The organism is Halomicrobium katesii DSM 19301, assembly GCF_000379085.1.
In the GTDB taxonomy this organism is placed as follows: domain Archaea; phylum Halobacteriota; class Halobacteria; order Halobacteriales; family Haloarculaceae; genus Halomicrobium; species Halomicrobium katesii.
The window spans coordinates 64,376-79,339 of the sequence record NZ_KB905378.1 but is presented as its reverse complement, the minus strand read 5'-3'; the positions used below and the strand labels follow the sequence as shown (position 1 = coordinate 79,339).

Sequence of the window (14,964 nt, the reverse complement as noted above, 5' to 3'; positions counted from 1 at the left end):
CCACTGGTCATTCACCCGGAAACGCCCGCGCCAACCCGGCGACCTCGGAACGAAATTCACTCATATCGACCGGATCGCTCCCGTGGAAGAGTCGTTTGTGCTCTTCGCGAACGATATCTTCGAGCACACGCTCGTAGAGTCGATCGAACGTCACGCGCTGGTCGCGATCCTCGATTTTCCCAGCGAGCTTTTCGAAGCGACGCTCCGTTGCGTACCGCTTCGCCAGTTCGTCCGCGTCGGCGTCCACCGGAATCGTCTCGTCGACCTCCCGAAAGTCGGGGTGGAGTAGCTTCGCTCGCTGGCCGCATTTATTCCGGACGACGACGCCTTCGGCGGGCCCGTCGTACCAAGCCCATTCGGGGATCGTGTACGCGTCAGGATCGAAGTGCTTGGCGCGGCGTTCGCGCTCGATGGCGTTCACACTCCGGAGTCCGAGCCGACCGAAGATCTGGACGACGGTGTCGGGTGGCAAGAACGCCTCTCACTTTGCCGACCAGACGTCGAAGCCGAGAAACGACAGCGTGTGCCTCTAGTCGTAGGCTTCCACACGTTCTGGCGGGGCAGTCAATCGAGCGCCAGACAGTGGTTGCGACGCTTCAGACACCATTACAACCACGAACGCCCCAATCAAGCGCTCGACGGACGAACGCCAGCAGAGGTGGTCCAGAACTAGACAGTGCCAAGAGCCATGATCGCTCAGACGCTCAGGATCCAACTGCTCAGCGCTCCCAGGGGTTGTCCCCGCTCATATTGTCCGGTCCCTCCGGTTTCTAGGAACGTATTGTGTTCTCTCATCGACTACTAGCGGCTAGAATCTCCAAGGTTGGATTGGCTGGTCTTGGACGAGTTCACTTATAAAGACCGAAGCGACAAGCGGGTGAGCCAACCCGTCGCGAAGGCCCAGCGTTTCGCAACGATTAAACCGTCCCTCGTCTTTCTACTACATGCTACGTCACGGGCCGGTGGGGTAGCTTGGTATCCTTCGGCCTTCGGGTGGCCGTAACCGCGATTCGAATTCGCGCCGGCCCACTACCCATATACATTTTCGCTCATCCCGATACATTGTAACACAGCAGTTTCTTGAACCAGTCGTCCGGTGAGTTGAGTTTCAGTGCGAGAAATCCGAGGTATTTTTGGAGATGATGCTTCGAGATGCCTCTGAACTTCGCCAGCCACTGGCGAAGGAAGCTGTGGCGGTTCTCGCAGGTATTTGTGTGGGCGTCACCGATGANGTAGGTGTCGGAGTGGGTGACGGCCAGATGGCCGTCCACCCCCTCCGTCTCCTCGATATCCTCATAGATCGTGTAGCCGTCGGTACAGAGGATGACGCTTCCGTCGCCGTACTCAGAGATGTCCTCGTCGGCCTCTTGCAGATCCTTACAGACGAGAAATCGCACTCGTCCGTCGCTCCGACGGACGAGTGTCAACACTGGCGGTTTGTCTGATTCGAAGGTTCCGCGCCCCTTTTTGAGAGTCCGCGCTCGCGCGGACTCCCATCCTCATCTTCGAGTCCCCTCTCACCAGCCGTGACGTAGACCTCGTCAGCTTCGCACACGTCGTAGAGGTCGAATTCGTCGATATTATCACTCACTTCCTGCACTTTGTGAACGTAGTTGAGAACAGCCTCGTAGTCTCGATCAAGGTCACGAGCGATCTGAGCGGTCGGCTCAGATCGCATCTCCTTGACGATATAGAACATCTCTTCGAGATCGAAGCGATGCTGGCCGAAGATCGTCTTTGTGAGGTCGTTGAAGTAGGTTTCGCAGGATTTGCACCAGTACTGCTGAGCGTCCTTACCGGTCGTTCCTCGGTCGACAACCGCGTCACTCTCGCAGTGAACACACGTCACCGTCTCGCCGAACCGGGCGAGACGGAGACGCTCGAAGCATCGCTCACGCGGTGGAAGGAACACTTGAGCTGACTGCTCGTCCATCGTTGGCTGCTACTGAGTCGCCAGCAGAATTGATGTTACGATCTATCGAGATGAGCGAACGAGAATACCACTCCGTTCGTACATCTGGGTGCCGCCCTTCGGTTGTCGGCGTTTATTCAGTCGACCACACGACGATATGCGGTCGATCTGATACAGATAGACAGCTTTCCGTATCAACCTCGTGATGACGCTGCGCTGTGAGACTCCAAAACGGCCAGTCACGCAACGTCGTGGTTACCATCCCCTCACTGCGTTTCCGGTCGGTGAGAATTAGTTATGATACAAGCTATCGATAGTACTACTATGGGCACGCACGACAGCGGGGACGGCTGGACAGTCGAAGTCGATGACAGTGTCATGGTCTGGGAGTTTCTTCCGGGGATGGAACTCGACACGTTCGGAACAGAAGCATTCGAGACGTACGAACGACTGCTCGACCGTGGCGACATTAGCGCCATGGTGACTGTCGTCAAGCTCGACGATCCGTTCTCTCCAGACGTGTTCGAGGTCTGGGAGCGATCAGCGGTCCGTGCTGAAGAGGCCGGTGTCGACCGCTGGGCAGTCGTCGCCGACGGAATCAAGGCGATCTCACTCCGCGGCAAGGTCGACACCGGCGAGCTGGAGACGTTGACAACGGAGGACCGTTCTGAAGCAGTCGAGTGGGCGAAATCCGGCTAATAGATCGCGTATCCTCCTCGACTTAGCGCCACGCTTCGAGATCGATGGTCATCGCCGTCTGGATCCACGCATCCTCACACTCCTCGTCGTAGAGGATCACGTCCTCACCAGTCGCGACGTACGTGTATCGATCGTAATCGCCCCCGTCCGGACCGTCAGTCGGGTATCTGTCGTGTTCGCTGGTCGTTCTCGTTGACATACGTTGTGGCCTCGTCGGACATTACAAACTATTATCTAATTACGTATAGTACCTTGATAACTTCTAAGTAATGTAATAACACGATTGAGACAGTCCCAACGCCACACGACCATGTTACTCCAACGTGAGATGGGGTTATATGAGCCCGACGTGTCATTCCGATGAATACACTATGGCTGGTTCAACAGAGCTGAGCGCGCCAGAACTGAGCGACGACGACTTCCTCCGTCTCGACGACCCGTACTTCGAGTCCGAAAACGTCGCGATCGTGACTGGTGCGGCGTCCGGCATCGGACAGGCGACGGCCGTCGCACTCGCCCTCAACGGCCTCACAGTGGTCGGTGCCGACATTGATGTCGACGGACTTGCAGAGACCAGTGATCGCGTCGAATCGTTCGACGCGGCCGGGGAGTACCACGGCGTCGAGACAGATCTCACGGACGACGAGGACGTGGAAGCCGTCGTCGCCGCGGCGGCAGAGGAGGGGACGCTCCGATACGTCGCCAATATCGCCGGGATGCAACACATCGCCTCCATCGCCGCGTTCCCGATGGAAAAGTACGATCTGTTGACCGACATCATGCTTCGCTCGCCGTTCAAGATGGCACAGGAAGCGATTCCCCACATCGAAGCGACCGACGACGGGGTGGGTGCGATCGGCAACATGTCATCAGTCCACGGCCACTACGCGACGAAAGACAAGCCAGCCTACATCACGGCCAAACACGGCCTCACGGGACTGACGCGAGCGATCGCCGCGGAAGGGAACGGAACACTGCGCGGGTTCTCGGTCAGCGTCGGGTACGTCCTCACGCCGCTGATGGTGAACCAGATCGAAGACACGGCCGAAGAGCGGGGGATCTCGAAACAGGAAGTCATCGAGGATGTGATGCTCGGCCAGGCTCGCACGAAAGAGATGATGACGCCAGCCGAGGTCGCAAATCTGTTCACGTTCGGTTTCTCAAGTCACGCGAAGCATCTCAACGGCGCAGATCTCCTCTTCGACGGCGGCTACACCCACACGTATGAGTGAGGACATGGAAGGGGGCGACGTGTCGTCCGACGACGAACCGACCCGTGTTGCCATCGCTTGTCAGGGCGGCGGGAGCCACACTGCATTCACCTGCGGCGTCCTCCGAAGGCTCCTCGAAGACTGGGACGACGAGAACTACGAGCTGGTCGGGATCAGTGGCTCCTCTGGCGGCGCGTTCAACGCCCTTGCGATGTGGTACGGACTGCTCACAGGCGACGCCGAAAAAGCGCGCCGGATCCTCGGCGGCATCTGGGACGACATGGCCGTCGATGGTCCGCAGGACCGGTGGCTCAACAACTTGGCGACTGGGCTCTCCCGGATGGAGAGCGCAGGCTTCGCGATCCCGTCAGTCAGCCCGTCGCAGATACCGATGCCGGAGCTGGGCAAACAACGAATCAGGACCGTCCTCGAACGGTACATCGACTTCGAGGAGATCCCAGCGCTGTGTCGGCGCGAGGCACCCGAACTCGTCGTCGGGACGGTCAACGTCAACGAAGGAATCTTCGAGACGTTCAGAAACGAAGAGGTGACTGTCGAAGCGGTCCTGGCCTCCGCTGCGGTGCCGAACCTCTTCGAGGCCGTGAAAATCAACAGTCACTACTACTGGGACGGACTGTTCTCACAGAATCCCCCCGTCGGTGATCTGATGGATCTCCCACCCGAGCGCAAGCCCGAGGAACTGTGGGTGATTCAGGTGAATCCACAGCGGTTCGAAGGCGAACCGACTACCAGTGAGGTGATCGCCGACCGGCGCAACGAACTGTCGGGCAACATCTCGCTGAATCAGGAACTCGGGTTCATCGAACGGGTCAACGATTGGATCGAGACTGGTAAGCTCCCGGCTGACGAGTTCCAGCACACCGAGATCCGCCGCATCGAGATGGGCAAGCGGTTCCACTGCTCTACGAAAGTGGATCGGGATCTGGACTTCCTCGACGAACTACGAGAACTGGGCGAGCAGCGGGCGAGAGAATTTCTCGCACAAGAGCAGTAGGCCGGCGGTTCAGTCCGGTCTCAGGACAGTCGTTTAGTCAAGAACCACGTCGTCGAACGCGTACTCGACGACCTTGTTCAGCGTCGGGTGAGCGTGGATGGTGTCGGTGATGTCCGAGACCATCCCGGATCCAGCCCGCATCGCGACGACGACCTCGTGGATCATCGTCGAGGCCTCGTAACCCAGCGCGTGACAGCCCAGTATCTCACCGTCGGGCGCAGCCAGTACCTTCACGAAGCCGTCGTCGAGTTTCTTCGCGCGCCCCATCGGGGTGTTGGGCAGTTCCTCGCGTCCGACAACGTACTCACGATCCTCGTCCTGCAGTTTCGCTTCGGTCTTGCCGACACCCGCCATCTGTGGCTCCGTGAAGATGGCGTGAGGCATAGCCGTGAAATCGGCCTCGCGGCCGCCGTCGCGGACGACGTTCTCGATCGTGACCTCGGTCTCGTAGTCACCGGAGTGTTTGAACATCGCGTTGTCGGCGATGTCACCCTGCGCCCAGACCTCTTCAGCAGACGTTTCGAGGCGATCGTTCGTGACCACGAAGCCGTTGTCGTCAGTCTCGATCCCCGCTGCGTTCACGTCCAACGTATCGGTGTTCGGGCGGCGACCCAGCGCGACGAGGATATCGTCAGCGGTGACAGCGATCTCGTCGCCGTCCTCGGTCTCGGCGTGAACAGTCACGTCGCTGCCGTCCTGCTCGACAGCGGTCGCACGGTGGCCGGTGTACACGTCGTGGCGACGACTGGCGATCTCTGTGAACGTCTCGGCGACATCGGGGTCCTCGCGGGGAACGAGCGAGTCCATCATCTCGACGATCGCCACGTCCGTACCGAGCGATTCGAAGAAGTAGCCCAGTTCGACGGCGATGTAGCCGCCACCGAGGACTACCAGCGAATCGGGCTGTTCGCGCCGGTAGAGCGCGTCCTGACTCGTCATGTAGTCCACCTCATCGAGGCCGTCGATCGGTGGGACCAGGGGTCGACTCCCAGCGGCGACGACCACTTTATCCGCGCTCACACGTTCGTCATCGACTTCCACCGTCCGCTCGTCGACGAAGGTTGCCTCGTGTTTGTACAGCGTCAGCTGTTCTTTGTCTCGGTAACTGTCTTCCATCCCCTCGGCCAGCGGTGACAGCGTCTCGTCCACGTCGTCGACGATCGCAGCGAAATCGATGCCCGCAAGCGACGCATCGAGGAAGAATTTCTCGGCGTCGCGGACGTGGTTGGCGGCGGTCGCCGCCTGAATCAGCATCTTCGATGGGTTGCAACCCCGGTTGAGGCAGGTCCCACCGAGCGGACCCGGTTCGACGAGTGCTGTTTCCAGGCCGGCATCGGCCGCCGCTGCAGCGACGTTGTTGCCGGTGCCACCGCCGATCACGAGTACGGCGTAGTGGGTCGTCATCGCTCCTCCGTCGACTCCAGGTCGTAGTTCGAGTTCCACTGGACGATGTCGTCAAGGAGCGGTGCGAGCGCCCCTCCCCTCTCGGTCAGCGAGTACTCGACCCGGACAGGCTGATCACTGACGATCTCACGGACGACGATGTCGTACTCTTCGAGCGACGAGAGACTCTCGGAGAGCATCTTGGACGAGACGCCGTCGAGGCGGTCTTTCAGGGCGCTAAACCCCATCGGCCCGTCGTCCAGCAGGTAGTAGACGATCCGGAGATGCCACTTACGTCCGAGGATATCAGTGACGTTCTCGAACACGTCGTCGATATCAACGAAGTACGGCTGATCGACAGCGCCGGACTCGTTCCAGGACAGGGTTCGTGCATCCGAACTCATAGAGGAATCGAGACGGGGAACAGTACTTAATCCATCCCGGATGCGCGAGTGAGAATCAGTTCACCGACAGGTTTATGTATCTAATTCAATCGTTCGGCCGCTCATCGGCGAACTGTTCCCAGAACACCTCGTTTAGACCGTCTTTTGCATCGGTCTCTCGGTAGTCCTCTTTCGTCAAGTTCGCCTCCTCAATGAGCGATGCCGCTTCCCCGGCCCAGACGTAAAATCCAACGAGCGTCTCCTCTCGCATCTCCTCGAGATCGATCGAGTGATACACGTTGACGAAGCCACCGGATTCACGATTCAGTTGTGATTTCTGGAGGAGACCGAACTCGACGAGCTCGTTGAGATACTTCCTGATCGTTCCTTCCTCGTAGTCGAGGCGCTCGGCCAGCTCTCCCGGAGAGAGCGGGCCGTCACCGATGACACAGAGACAGATGTCCAGTCCCGCTTTCGGAAGCCCGAACGCGTCGAGCAACACCTGTCGGATGTCCGGTGTGCGAACACCCAGCGTCGATTCGGTGACGCGCTCCATCGTTTCTCCGTGGCACGTTATCCCACCATCACAGTCCCGCATCGTGAGAACGACGTTGTTGCAATCGACGCACCGATAGATCGCGTACTCGCAGTCCCGGAGATCGACCTGCTGGCGCTCGTCGCTCGGCCCCGACAGCCGAGTTCGGTCGGTGTCGGAATCCTCGTTGCTCATTCGTACAGAAGTCTCGCTCCGAGAAACGTAAAGCTGTACTGTATGATTATATTGTCATTTCCGACTATCCGTCGACGAGATCGACGGCCGCAACGTCGTCGAGTGTGATATCTAACTCGAGGAACTCACAGGCTGTCACGGTGGGCCGATATCCGTTGCCCGTTGCGGCGAGAAACTCCACGCGATCGAGACGTTCCAGTGTTCTTTGGACCTCGGCAGGTGTCGCTTCGAGTGATCGCGCTACCGTCCGCTCACAGACCGGTTCGTGCTCGGCTTCGTAGGCCTCGATTGTCGCGACGAGGACCTCGTGTGGCGTCTGTGGCATGGGTCCCGAGTTTCGATCCTGGTACTACTCCGCAGGACAAACTGACATAAAGAGGTTGCTCACCGTGCAGTCACCCTGTTACGCGAGTTTTACCCGTTCTTTATTAATAGTGGGCAGGTCCGACAGCGTATGGACACGCGACAGGCGACGGTCTGGATGGGTGACTCTGCCCGATGGCAGTGACGACACCGACTGCACGTCCAGATGCCGATCTGCGTGCCGAACTGTTCGTCAGATCACTCGCTCCGGAGATAGCTAGATCCCAGCAGGAAGCGGTGATCGAGCGTCTGCGAGATCTGGAGACGGAGGGCACGCTGGAGGCACTGGATGTGTACGTCGCCGGTGACTGCCTCTGTCCATCGACGGTCGCAGCGGAGACCGACACTGGACAGTTCCTTCTGGGTCGGGTCGAACAGTTCGAGCAGTGGGCGACGGAGAACGATCTTCAGCTCGTCGGGTTCACCGAGCAGTGTGTCGACTCGTCGTTGACTGGCGAGATGGTAACCGGCATCACGGTTCCCCGAGTGTGTCTGGCGTTTTTCGAGGCCACAGAACTCGTGATTGTCGCCCCAGTCGCCACCGACGACGATCAGATCACTGTGGTTGAGGTGGTCGATCGCTTCGACGAACTGGTGCTGGGAATCGCCTGATATAGTAGCCATTGAAAATCAATGCACATCCAATCGCACGACGGCAGTGCGATCAGTATGTAAATCATTTCAATGGCTACTATACTGTGTACTGTGGCAATGTATCGGTACACGCCGATCCCGGCGTCGGCGCGATCCGGAACTGATCGACAGTACTCACTATGAGAGGACCAGAGACCGAAGCTATCGAACGAGAGTCCGTGCAGCGTTCAACAATCGACGAGCGAACAGTCGAAGACGAACGTCTCCTGTAGCTGGTCGATCTCGTCGACGAGAGTTTCGATCTCGGGGCGGTCGCCCGGCGACCCGCCCGCGTACGTGTAGACGATCTCCGCCTCGTCGCCGCGAGTATCCAGAATCACGCTCTCGGGCATCCGCCCGATCATGTCGTGGACCCTTCCGAGCTTTCCGAACCGGGTGGGCTGGTCGTACGCTTCACCGATCTGTTTGTCCGGGTCTGCAAGCAATGGGAAAGGGAGGTCGAACTGGGACTGCCACTTCCTCGCACGCTCGACAGGTTCGGGCAGGATCGGGAGCACGACTGCGTTCAGTTCTGCGAACTGCTTGGCCGCTTCGGCGATCTGCTGGACTTGCTGCTTGCACTTCGGGCAGTGGTAGTCTCGGAGCAACAGTAGGACGGCGAAATCGACCCGCTCGATGACGCGATCGAGCGAGAGTGGGTCCGGCCCAACGCCCACGTTCGGCAGTTCGAAGTCCGGTGCCACTACCCCGTCGTCGAGACTGTACACGGAGGACATATCGGAAGCGAACGGCGGAGTACGTATCAATACCCTGTAAAATAAGAGTAAGTGGGGAATCCACGGCTCATCGCGTTACGAATCGGTAACCTGCAGCCGTGTCTCGTCGGTTGTGCGTTCTCTTCGATAATCCGACCAGTATACACAGTCGACATAAATTGAATATCGTCGGTCGAGTTGCGAAAATGGTATGGGACTATTTCAGACGATCCTCGGTGGTGGGAGCGATTCGACGGCAGACAACGCCCAACACGGACAGTACGCACTGCTGTTGAACGCGGGACCGGATCGACCGGCCGTCGACCTGCTCATACGGACGGTTGTATGCGTTTACCCAGTCGACCGCACGACGGCGTGCGGTCGATCTGGTAAAGACCTACAACTTTCCGTATCAGTGACGGGACCGATCACGCGCCGGCCGTCGCCCAGCTCGCCGACGACAGATACGAGATTCTGCCGATCGGGTAGCCAGCGCGATCACCCGGTACCACCGGCGAGCCGAGCCGCCGCCGGAGACTGTCCGAGCCTGACCATCGAAATCGTGCCGACAGCGGGACCGAGCGCCAGCGGTGCGAACGCCCACTGCCACCCGACGAGATCGACGAGTATCGGAACCAACTGGATCGAGACCGTCGTCAGGAGAAAGCCGATCGCCGTCTGGAGTGTGAGGGCCGTCCCGACGTAGGACTCCGACGCGACCTCCGAGACGGCCGCCGAGAACTGTGCGGAGTCGGCGACGATTGCCACTCCCCAGACCAGGAGAAACGGGACGACGACTACCAGCGAACGCCCGAAGACGAACCCGGCACCGAGGCACGCGATCCCGCTGACGACCATGCTCGCACTCGTGACCGTCGTCCGGCCGAACCGATCGGCCGCCGAACCGGCGGCGATCGCCCCGAGACCGCCGACGGCGATCGTCGCGAACGCGAGCAGCGCTGCCAGTTCAACCGCGTCGGGAGTACCGTTCACGGCCATGCTCGCCACGAGATACGCCGGGATCCACGTCCAGACCGCGTACAGCTCCCACATATGACCGAAGTAGCCGCCGTTGGCGAGCATTGTCGGCCGGTCACGCAGGATGCGCGCGATCACGCGCGGATCGAACGGTGCAGTCGGAGCCTGATACGGACCGGGCTTGACCAGGAGGACGAGGAGCCCACCGACGGCCGCGAACGCCGCCGCGCCGAACAGGACGAGCCGTGGCTGTCCGACGCCGCCGACGACACGGAGCAGATGCGGGAGCGCCGACCCGACGGTGAGCGCGCCGACGAGGACACCGATGGCGAAGCCACGCCCTCGTTCGAACCAGCCCGCGAGGATCTTCATCCCTGGCGGATACACGCCGGCGAGTGCAATCCCCGTCAGAAACCGAAGCCCGATCGCCGACAGTCCGCTCGTCACAGCGCCCGCGATGATCGCCGTGATCCCTGCGCCGGCAACCGCCGAGCCAGCGAACAGGTATCGGGGCGGGACAGTGTCAGAGAGGGTGAACACCGAGGACGCGAGTGCCCCGACAACGAATCCCAGTTGCACCGCCGTGGTCAGCCAGGCCGTCTCGGCGTCAGTCAGTCCCCACTGTGTAGCCAGTTCAGGACCGACAGCTGTCGCACTGAACCACAGCGACATCGCCAGTAACTCGGCGACGCCGACGATCAGGAGAACGCGGTATCTTCGAGCGACCATTTAGTCAGTGCAACAGCGTGATCGCGGAACAAAAAGCGCGTGTTACGGCGACGAAACCGGCTCTCGATCGCTACTACCGAAGTTCGACCCAGTACTCGTCGTCGAACGGATTGGCATACGGGAGGTCGAGCGCCTCGTAGACGCCCGCAGGGATTGCGATGTCGGCGAGGACGGGCGTCGTTTCGAGCGCCGAGAGCCCCGTCTTGGGGAGAGCCAGCGTCACCACCCTGTCCGGATCGACCGCCGGGCCGGCGCAGTCCCCTGTCGTCGCGTTCATTCCGGTTGGAACGTCGAGTGAGACAGTCCTCGCGTCGGTGTCGGCCACACGTTCGACCAGTTCGGCGGCAGTCCCCCGAAGTGGGCCGTCGAGCCCGTATCCCACGAGCGCGTCGACCACGAGTGTCGGGGCCTGCTGATCCATCGCTCCGACGCCGCTCTCGACTGTGACGCCCGTCGCTGCGAGGGCCTCGTACTGCGTTCGCGCAGCGCCCTCGAGCCGTCCCGGCGGCCGATCGAGCACGACAGTCACCGGCACGTCGCGGTTCGCGAGATGCCGGGCCCCGCAGAGTCCACCGCCGCCGTTGCCGCCGTTCCCGGCGAGAATCAGGACGGATTCGGGATCGTACGCCCTGACGTTCGCGGCGAGGTTCCGGCCGGCGTGCTCCATCATCTGGAGCAGCGAGATGCCGAACTCGTCGATTGCGACCTCGTCGACTCGTGCCATCTCGGCGGCCGTCACGGCCGTCACCGGTCGTCCGTCCGGTGTCTGAAACGTGTCCGTGTCCATCGTCCGATGGGTCACTCAGGCGACCACTCGCAGGCGTCGCCTTCCGTCAGATCCTCATCGTCGATGTACGACGAAAGGCAAGCGTAGTTACAGAAGTACGCCGGAGCGCCACAGTCGTCGGTGCAGTCCCGAACACAGATCGGGTCGTGAGCGAAGATCGGCGATTCACAGTACGCACAGACAGTGTCGTTCGCGGGCGTTTCGATGGTCGTCGCCATGACTGGATGGAGGTCCGTGAGCATTGTGAGTGTTTGGGGGAACTGCACGGTCGTGTTCAGATGAGAGATCAGTGCAGGCAGTCTGAAGCACCGAAAGCCCTCGGCCCGCTCCGGGGTTCTGTGGCGGATATCCTCACTCCGTTCGGATAGTGCCGCCGCAGAACCCCGGACCGCGCCTCGCCCTTTCATCCGCCAGGATTCGGCTGCCTCACAGTCTGAACCCTGGCGGATGAAAGGGCGAGTACAGTTGCGGGAACCCCGACGATGCAAGCACGCGAAGCGCGCACAGCGAGTCGCGGGACCGCAACTGTACGAGGGCTTTCGGTGTCTCCAACTCAGAAAATGCAGCGGCTTATCTGAACACTACCAACTGCACCCGCCGTGAAAGGGCGTCCGCCGGCGCTGTGTACTTTGACCACTCGTAGGTGTGGAAGTCGACGGCCTGTTCGAGTAGTTCGTCGGGAATCCCTGGGACCTCCTCGGAACGAACTGGTCCGAGTTCGTCGAGTCGTTCCGATTCTCGCGGGAAGTCACGCAACTGGAAGTGAACGTCGATCCCTGCTTTGGCTCCCTGCCCGAGCGCGACCGGAATCTGGTTGTGGCCTGGGGTGCAGTCGCCGGACTCCGTCCGGCTGCCCGAGGGACTTTGTCCCTCGCTGTCCTCGAACTCCAGGGCCTTCAACTAGCCGTCCTCGCCGTTCTGGACGCCGGTCACGTCCGCTTCGACGACAGAGATCGGATGGCGGTCGAGCATGCCGGCGGTCTCGTCGCTCCACTCGGGGTTGTCCCCCGAGTCAACAGATCGACCTCGTCCGTGAAATTGAGATGATCCCCGCGACGTGAGCCGCACTCTCCGAATGGCCCATCACGTAGACGGATTCGTCGACGAATATGTGCTGCAGACAGTAGTGGAGTCCGCGACCGGTTCTCGGGAGCGGTGGCTCCGGTCGAACGTCGTTGAACCCGGTCGCGAGGACCACCATCTCGGCCTCGTACTCGCCGTTGTTGCCGGACAGGCAGAACGCACCGGCATCGATCGCGAACACGGCGTGACCATGTCTCGATGGATGTCACAGCCGTATTCCGAGAGTTGCTCCTGTCCGACGCCGAGGAACTCGGGTCCGCTCGTGTCTTTTGTGATCCCCAGCAGATTGTGGGCCTCCTGCATCATCGCCGCGCGCCCGCCGCCGCGGTTGACGACTGCTGTCTGGTGACCGAGCCGCGTACTGTACAGGGTTGCGGTCATACCGGCGGGGCCACCGCCAACGACCACGACTTCGTACTCCTGTATCTCTGTCTCCTGACTCATGTCAGCGACCGACTGTTTGAATGGGTAAATAGCTACGTGCGCCGGAACACGGGTTACCCAGCTCTCACGCTGTTGTGTCCCCGAAACTGCTGATCAATCGGTTCCTATCCGCTCCCGTGAACGGTACTGATACTGTCGGCTGTAACTTCGTGAAGAGCTTCGCAACTCAGGGGTTACAAAATCGTTCACAGATTTACAGCCGACAGTATGACTGCACGACGAGCTTAGCGAACACCGTCAATCTGGAGAGGATCGAGCTGCCGGCTGACCAATACGAGACTCCCGACAAGCAGAAGAGCAGAAAGCGGCAGCAGGAACTGGAACGTCGTCAAAAGGGTCCCAGTTGCCTGAACCCCGAACACGATCAGGACGACCGGACCACAGCAGGCAGTTCCAGAGAGGACCGCGGGGATGCTCGCGACCACGCCGGTTGACGAACGTCCGAGGCCACATGCCTTCGGCTGGATCCACGCGAGGTAGGTCAGGCCGAGGTTCAGTCCAACGAGCGCGGCCAGTCCCAGCCCGAGAATCGAATTGAGTGAGAACAGGTACGTTGCGGGCCCGATTTGGACGGTCGCGATGGGCGTAAACGAGAACGGCCCGAGGGCGGAACGGAGCAGGTTCGCCAGCGGCGCGTCAACGACCGAGACGCTGTAACCACCCAGCCCCGGAGCGAGGTGACCGAGCGCCCACAGGTAGACTAACAGGTACACGACGGTCACCGTCCCAGCGACCAGTCGAGAGTCGCGCCGCCGGATCGTCAGTGCCGTGGCTGTTCTCGTTTTTGCGAGCAGAGTCGCCGATCGGTGGGTGAATGGCTGTTCAGGCATAGACGTTCGTGTGAGGGTAGTACCCTGCCCACGCGAACCACATCGCGTCGAACGTGTGGATCCGCGCCAACGGGAGCGCATCTGGCGCGTGGATGTCCCCGTTTGGTCCGACAATATCGTGCCGATTCGACTCGTAGGTTTCCTGATTCGGGTTCCGGTACACGTAGCCCGTGTCGAGGTTAGGATCGTAAACAGCGAGGACCGGACTGTCTCCAATAGTGCCAGTCATCACTCGCTGTGATCGGAGGCTCTCTTTGCGGAACGCAACGGCACCATTCGGCGTTCGGGCGCCCATCACGACGGTCTTCTTCTGGAATCGGTCGCTCTCGTTCAACGCCGGGAACAGGAGCGAGTCGCCGTCGTAGTATCCGCCGACCGGATTGTACGCTCCGTAGGGATCGTTCTGATAGTTTCGCGCAAAGCCGGTCTCGGTCGATAGTACTCGCGTGTCTGGATACTGGGAACTCCATCGCTCCCACGTCGTCCAGACGAGGCGGAACTCACGCAGCGTTCGAACTGCTGGGTTCTCGTTCCATGATCCGGGAATCGCGGTCGCGAGGATCTGGGGCCACCACGCTTCGGTCGCCCGGTCGTACATCACGAGATTAGCGTTGATCAGCCGCCCCGAGACGCCTAAAGTCGTTTCCCCACGCTCGAAACCTTGAACAGTCCCTGTCAGCGGACAGTACGTGACCGCGACGTTCGCCCCGGACAGTTCGTCGTTGACGATCTCGTGGTGTGCGAGGATCTTTTGGGGATACGCCTTCACCGTTTCGTCGCGAGCAACACCAAATACCGGATCGCCAAGGGCAAGGTAATCCACGTCGTCGGCAGCAACGAACGCAGGATTGTCGATCGACGGAATGCCGTCCTTCGGTGGCCCGCCCGAACGAGCGTGCTGGCGGAGTTCGTTCGGCGCCATCGGCAACGGGAGACGCTCGTCGGCCGTCGGAACGATGTGGGTACTCGGTGGTCCCTCCGTCGATAGGTTTGTGCCGGACTCCTCGGGAGAATCGCCACCCGAACTGAGGCTGACACAGCCACTGAGTGACGACAGTGCCGTGGCAA

The 14,964-nt window shown here is 60.6% G+C and carries 17 protein-coding genes, 1 tRNA gene and 2 pseudogenes; 6 read left to right on the top strand and 14 right to left on the bottom strand.

What is annotated here, in order from left to right; genetic code table 11:
• Window positions 1-7: 7 nt before the first annotated feature.
• Window positions 8-472 carry a hypothetical protein gene (locus HALKA_RS18840; RefSeq protein ID WP_018256139.1) on the bottom strand — a complete coding sequence of 155 codons (465 nt, stop codon included), beginning with the start codon at window positions 470-472 and terminating at the stop codon, window positions 8-10.
• Between the two features lie 69 nt (window positions 473-541).
• On the opposite strand from HALKA_RS18840, the pseudogene HALKA_RS20645 reads away from it, so the two are divergent.
• Window positions 542-673 (top strand): annotated as a pseudogene (locus tag HALKA_RS20645) (integrase core domain-containing protein); the annotation flags it as partial.
• A 283-nt stretch (window positions 674-956) separates the two neighbouring features.
• A tRNA-Pro gene (locus HALKA_RS0100440) sits at window positions 957-1,029 on the top strand.
• Window positions 1,030-1,049: 20 nt separating this feature from the next.
• Here the strand turns inward: HALKA_RS0100440 and HALKA_RS20085 are convergent.
• A protein-coding gene (locus HALKA_RS20085; RefSeq protein ID WP_155119338.1) for an IS1595 family transposase occupies window positions 1,050-1,933 on the bottom strand; the annotation gives its coding sequence in 2 pieces (ribosomal slippage) (window positions 1,050-1,471 and window positions 1,471-1,933; 885 coding nt in all).
• Window positions 1,934-2,236: 303 nt separating this feature from the next.
• Between HALKA_RS20085 and HALKA_RS0100425 the strand changes: the two genes are divergently transcribed.
• Window positions 2,237-2,611: a hypothetical protein gene (locus tag HALKA_RS0100425; protein WP_018256136.1), complete on the top strand. Its 375-nt coding sequence runs from the start codon at window positions 2,237-2,239 to the stop codon at window positions 2,609-2,611.
• 22 nt (window positions 2,612-2,633) lie between these two features.
• Here the strand turns inward: HALKA_RS0100425 and HALKA_RS21230 are convergent, their stop codons facing one another.
• The gene (locus HALKA_RS21230; protein ID WP_018256135.1) at window positions 2,634-2,810 is read right to left on the bottom strand and encodes a DUF7331 family protein; all 177 of its coding nucleotides are present in this window, start codon (window positions 2,808-2,810) and stop codon (window positions 2,634-2,636) included.
• A 172-nt stretch (window positions 2,811-2,982) separates the two neighbouring features.
• Between HALKA_RS21230 and HALKA_RS0100415 the strand changes: the two genes are divergently transcribed.
• Together HALKA_RS0100415 and HALKA_RS0100410 are read left to right on the top strand one after the other, a co-directional pair.
• The gene (locus tag HALKA_RS0100415; protein ID WP_018256134.1) at window positions 2,983-3,843 is read left to right on the top strand and encodes an SDR family oxidoreductase; all 861 of its coding nucleotides are present in this window, start codon (window positions 2,983-2,985) and stop codon (window positions 3,841-3,843) included.
• Complete coding sequence (locus tag HALKA_RS0100410) at window positions 3,836-4,837, top strand: patatin-like phospholipase family protein (RefSeq protein ID WP_018256133.1); 1,002 nt, start codon at window positions 3,836-3,838, stop codon at window positions 4,835-4,837. The genes HALKA_RS0100415 and HALKA_RS0100410 overlap by 8 nt, the downstream gene beginning before the upstream one ends.
• Before the next feature lie 33 nt (window positions 4,838-4,870).
• Here HALKA_RS0100410 and HALKA_RS0100405 read toward each other — a convergent pair whose 3' ends face one another.
• The 4 genes from HALKA_RS0100405 to HALKA_RS0100390 all read right to left on the bottom strand — a co-directional run bounded on the left by HALKA_RS0100405 (window position 4,871) and on the right by HALKA_RS0100390 (window position 7,658).
• On the bottom strand, window positions 4,871-6,241 hold the full coding sequence (locus tag HALKA_RS0100405) for a dihydrolipoyl dehydrogenase (RefSeq protein ID WP_018256132.1): 1,371 nt from the start codon (window positions 6,239-6,241) through the stop codon (window positions 4,871-4,873).
• Window positions 6,238-6,624: a winged helix-turn-helix transcriptional regulator gene (locus tag HALKA_RS0100400; RefSeq protein WP_018256131.1), complete on the bottom strand. Its 387-nt coding sequence runs from the start codon at window positions 6,622-6,624 to the stop codon at window positions 6,238-6,240. Before HALKA_RS0100400 ends, HALKA_RS0100405 begins: the two co-directional genes overlap by 4 nt.
• Window positions 6,625-6,709: 85 nt before the next feature.
• Window positions 6,710-7,333 (bottom strand): transcriptional regulator, encoded by a 624-nt coding sequence (locus HALKA_RS0100395; protein ID WP_018256130.1) that lies wholly within the window; start codon window positions 7,331-7,333, stop codon window positions 6,710-6,712.
• Between the two features lie 64 nt (window positions 7,334-7,397).
• Window positions 7,398-7,658 (bottom strand): hypothetical protein, encoded by a 261-nt coding sequence (locus HALKA_RS0100390; protein WP_018256129.1) that lies wholly within the window; start codon window positions 7,656-7,658, stop codon window positions 7,398-7,400.
• Between the two features lie 173 nt (window positions 7,659-7,831).
• Between HALKA_RS0100390 and HALKA_RS0100385 the strand changes: the two genes are divergently transcribed.
• Window positions 7,832-8,308 carry an HTH domain-containing protein gene (locus tag HALKA_RS0100385; RefSeq protein WP_080505774.1) on the top strand — a complete coding sequence of 159 codons (477 nt, stop codon included), beginning with the start codon at window positions 7,832-7,834 and terminating at the stop codon, window positions 8,306-8,308.
• Between the two features lie 209 nt (window positions 8,309-8,517).
• Here the strand turns inward: HALKA_RS0100385 and HALKA_RS0100380 are convergent, their stop codons facing one another.
• The 7 genes and pseudogenes from HALKA_RS0100380 to HALKA_RS0100340 form a co-directional block, all read right to left on the bottom strand.
• Complete coding sequence (locus HALKA_RS0100380; RefSeq protein ID WP_018256127.1) at window positions 8,518-9,066, bottom strand: peroxiredoxin family protein; 549 nt, start codon at window positions 9,064-9,066, stop codon at window positions 8,518-8,520.
• 477 nt (window positions 9,067-9,543) lie between these two features.
• Window positions 9,544-10,752 carry an MFS transporter gene (locus tag HALKA_RS0100375; RefSeq protein ID WP_018256126.1) on the bottom strand — a complete coding sequence of 403 codons (1,209 nt, stop codon included), beginning with the start codon at window positions 10,750-10,752 and terminating at the stop codon, window positions 9,544-9,546.
• Window positions 10,753-10,825: 73 nt separating this feature from the next.
• The gene (locus HALKA_RS0100370) at window positions 10,826-11,539 is read right to left on the bottom strand and encodes an NAD(P)H-hydrate epimerase (RefSeq protein ID WP_026190093.1); all 714 of its coding nucleotides are present in this window, start codon (window positions 11,537-11,539) and stop codon (window positions 10,826-10,828) included.
• An 11-nt stretch (window positions 11,540-11,550) separates the two neighbouring features.
• Window positions 11,551-11,757, bottom strand: coding sequence for a hypothetical protein (locus tag HALKA_RS0100365; RefSeq protein WP_026190092.1), 207 nt, complete (start codon window positions 11,755-11,757; stop codon window positions 11,551-11,553).
• A 352-nt stretch (window positions 11,758-12,109) separates the two neighbouring features.
• A pseudogene (locus HALKA_RS22300) lies at window positions 12,110-13,066 on the bottom strand (NAD(P)/FAD-dependent oxidoreductase).
• A 224-nt stretch (window positions 13,067-13,290) separates the two neighbouring features.
• Window positions 13,291-13,788, bottom strand: a complete 498-nt coding sequence (locus tag HALKA_RS0100345) for a hypothetical protein (protein WP_245545303.1) — start codon at window positions 13,786-13,788, stop codon at window positions 13,291-13,293.
• Between the two features lie 100 nt (window positions 13,789-13,888).
• Window positions 13,889-14,818 (bottom strand): DUF3179 domain-containing protein, encoded by a 930-nt coding sequence (locus HALKA_RS0100340; protein ID WP_245545302.1) that lies wholly within the window; start codon window positions 14,816-14,818, stop codon window positions 13,889-13,891.
• Window positions 14,819-14,964: the final 146 nt, after the last annotated feature.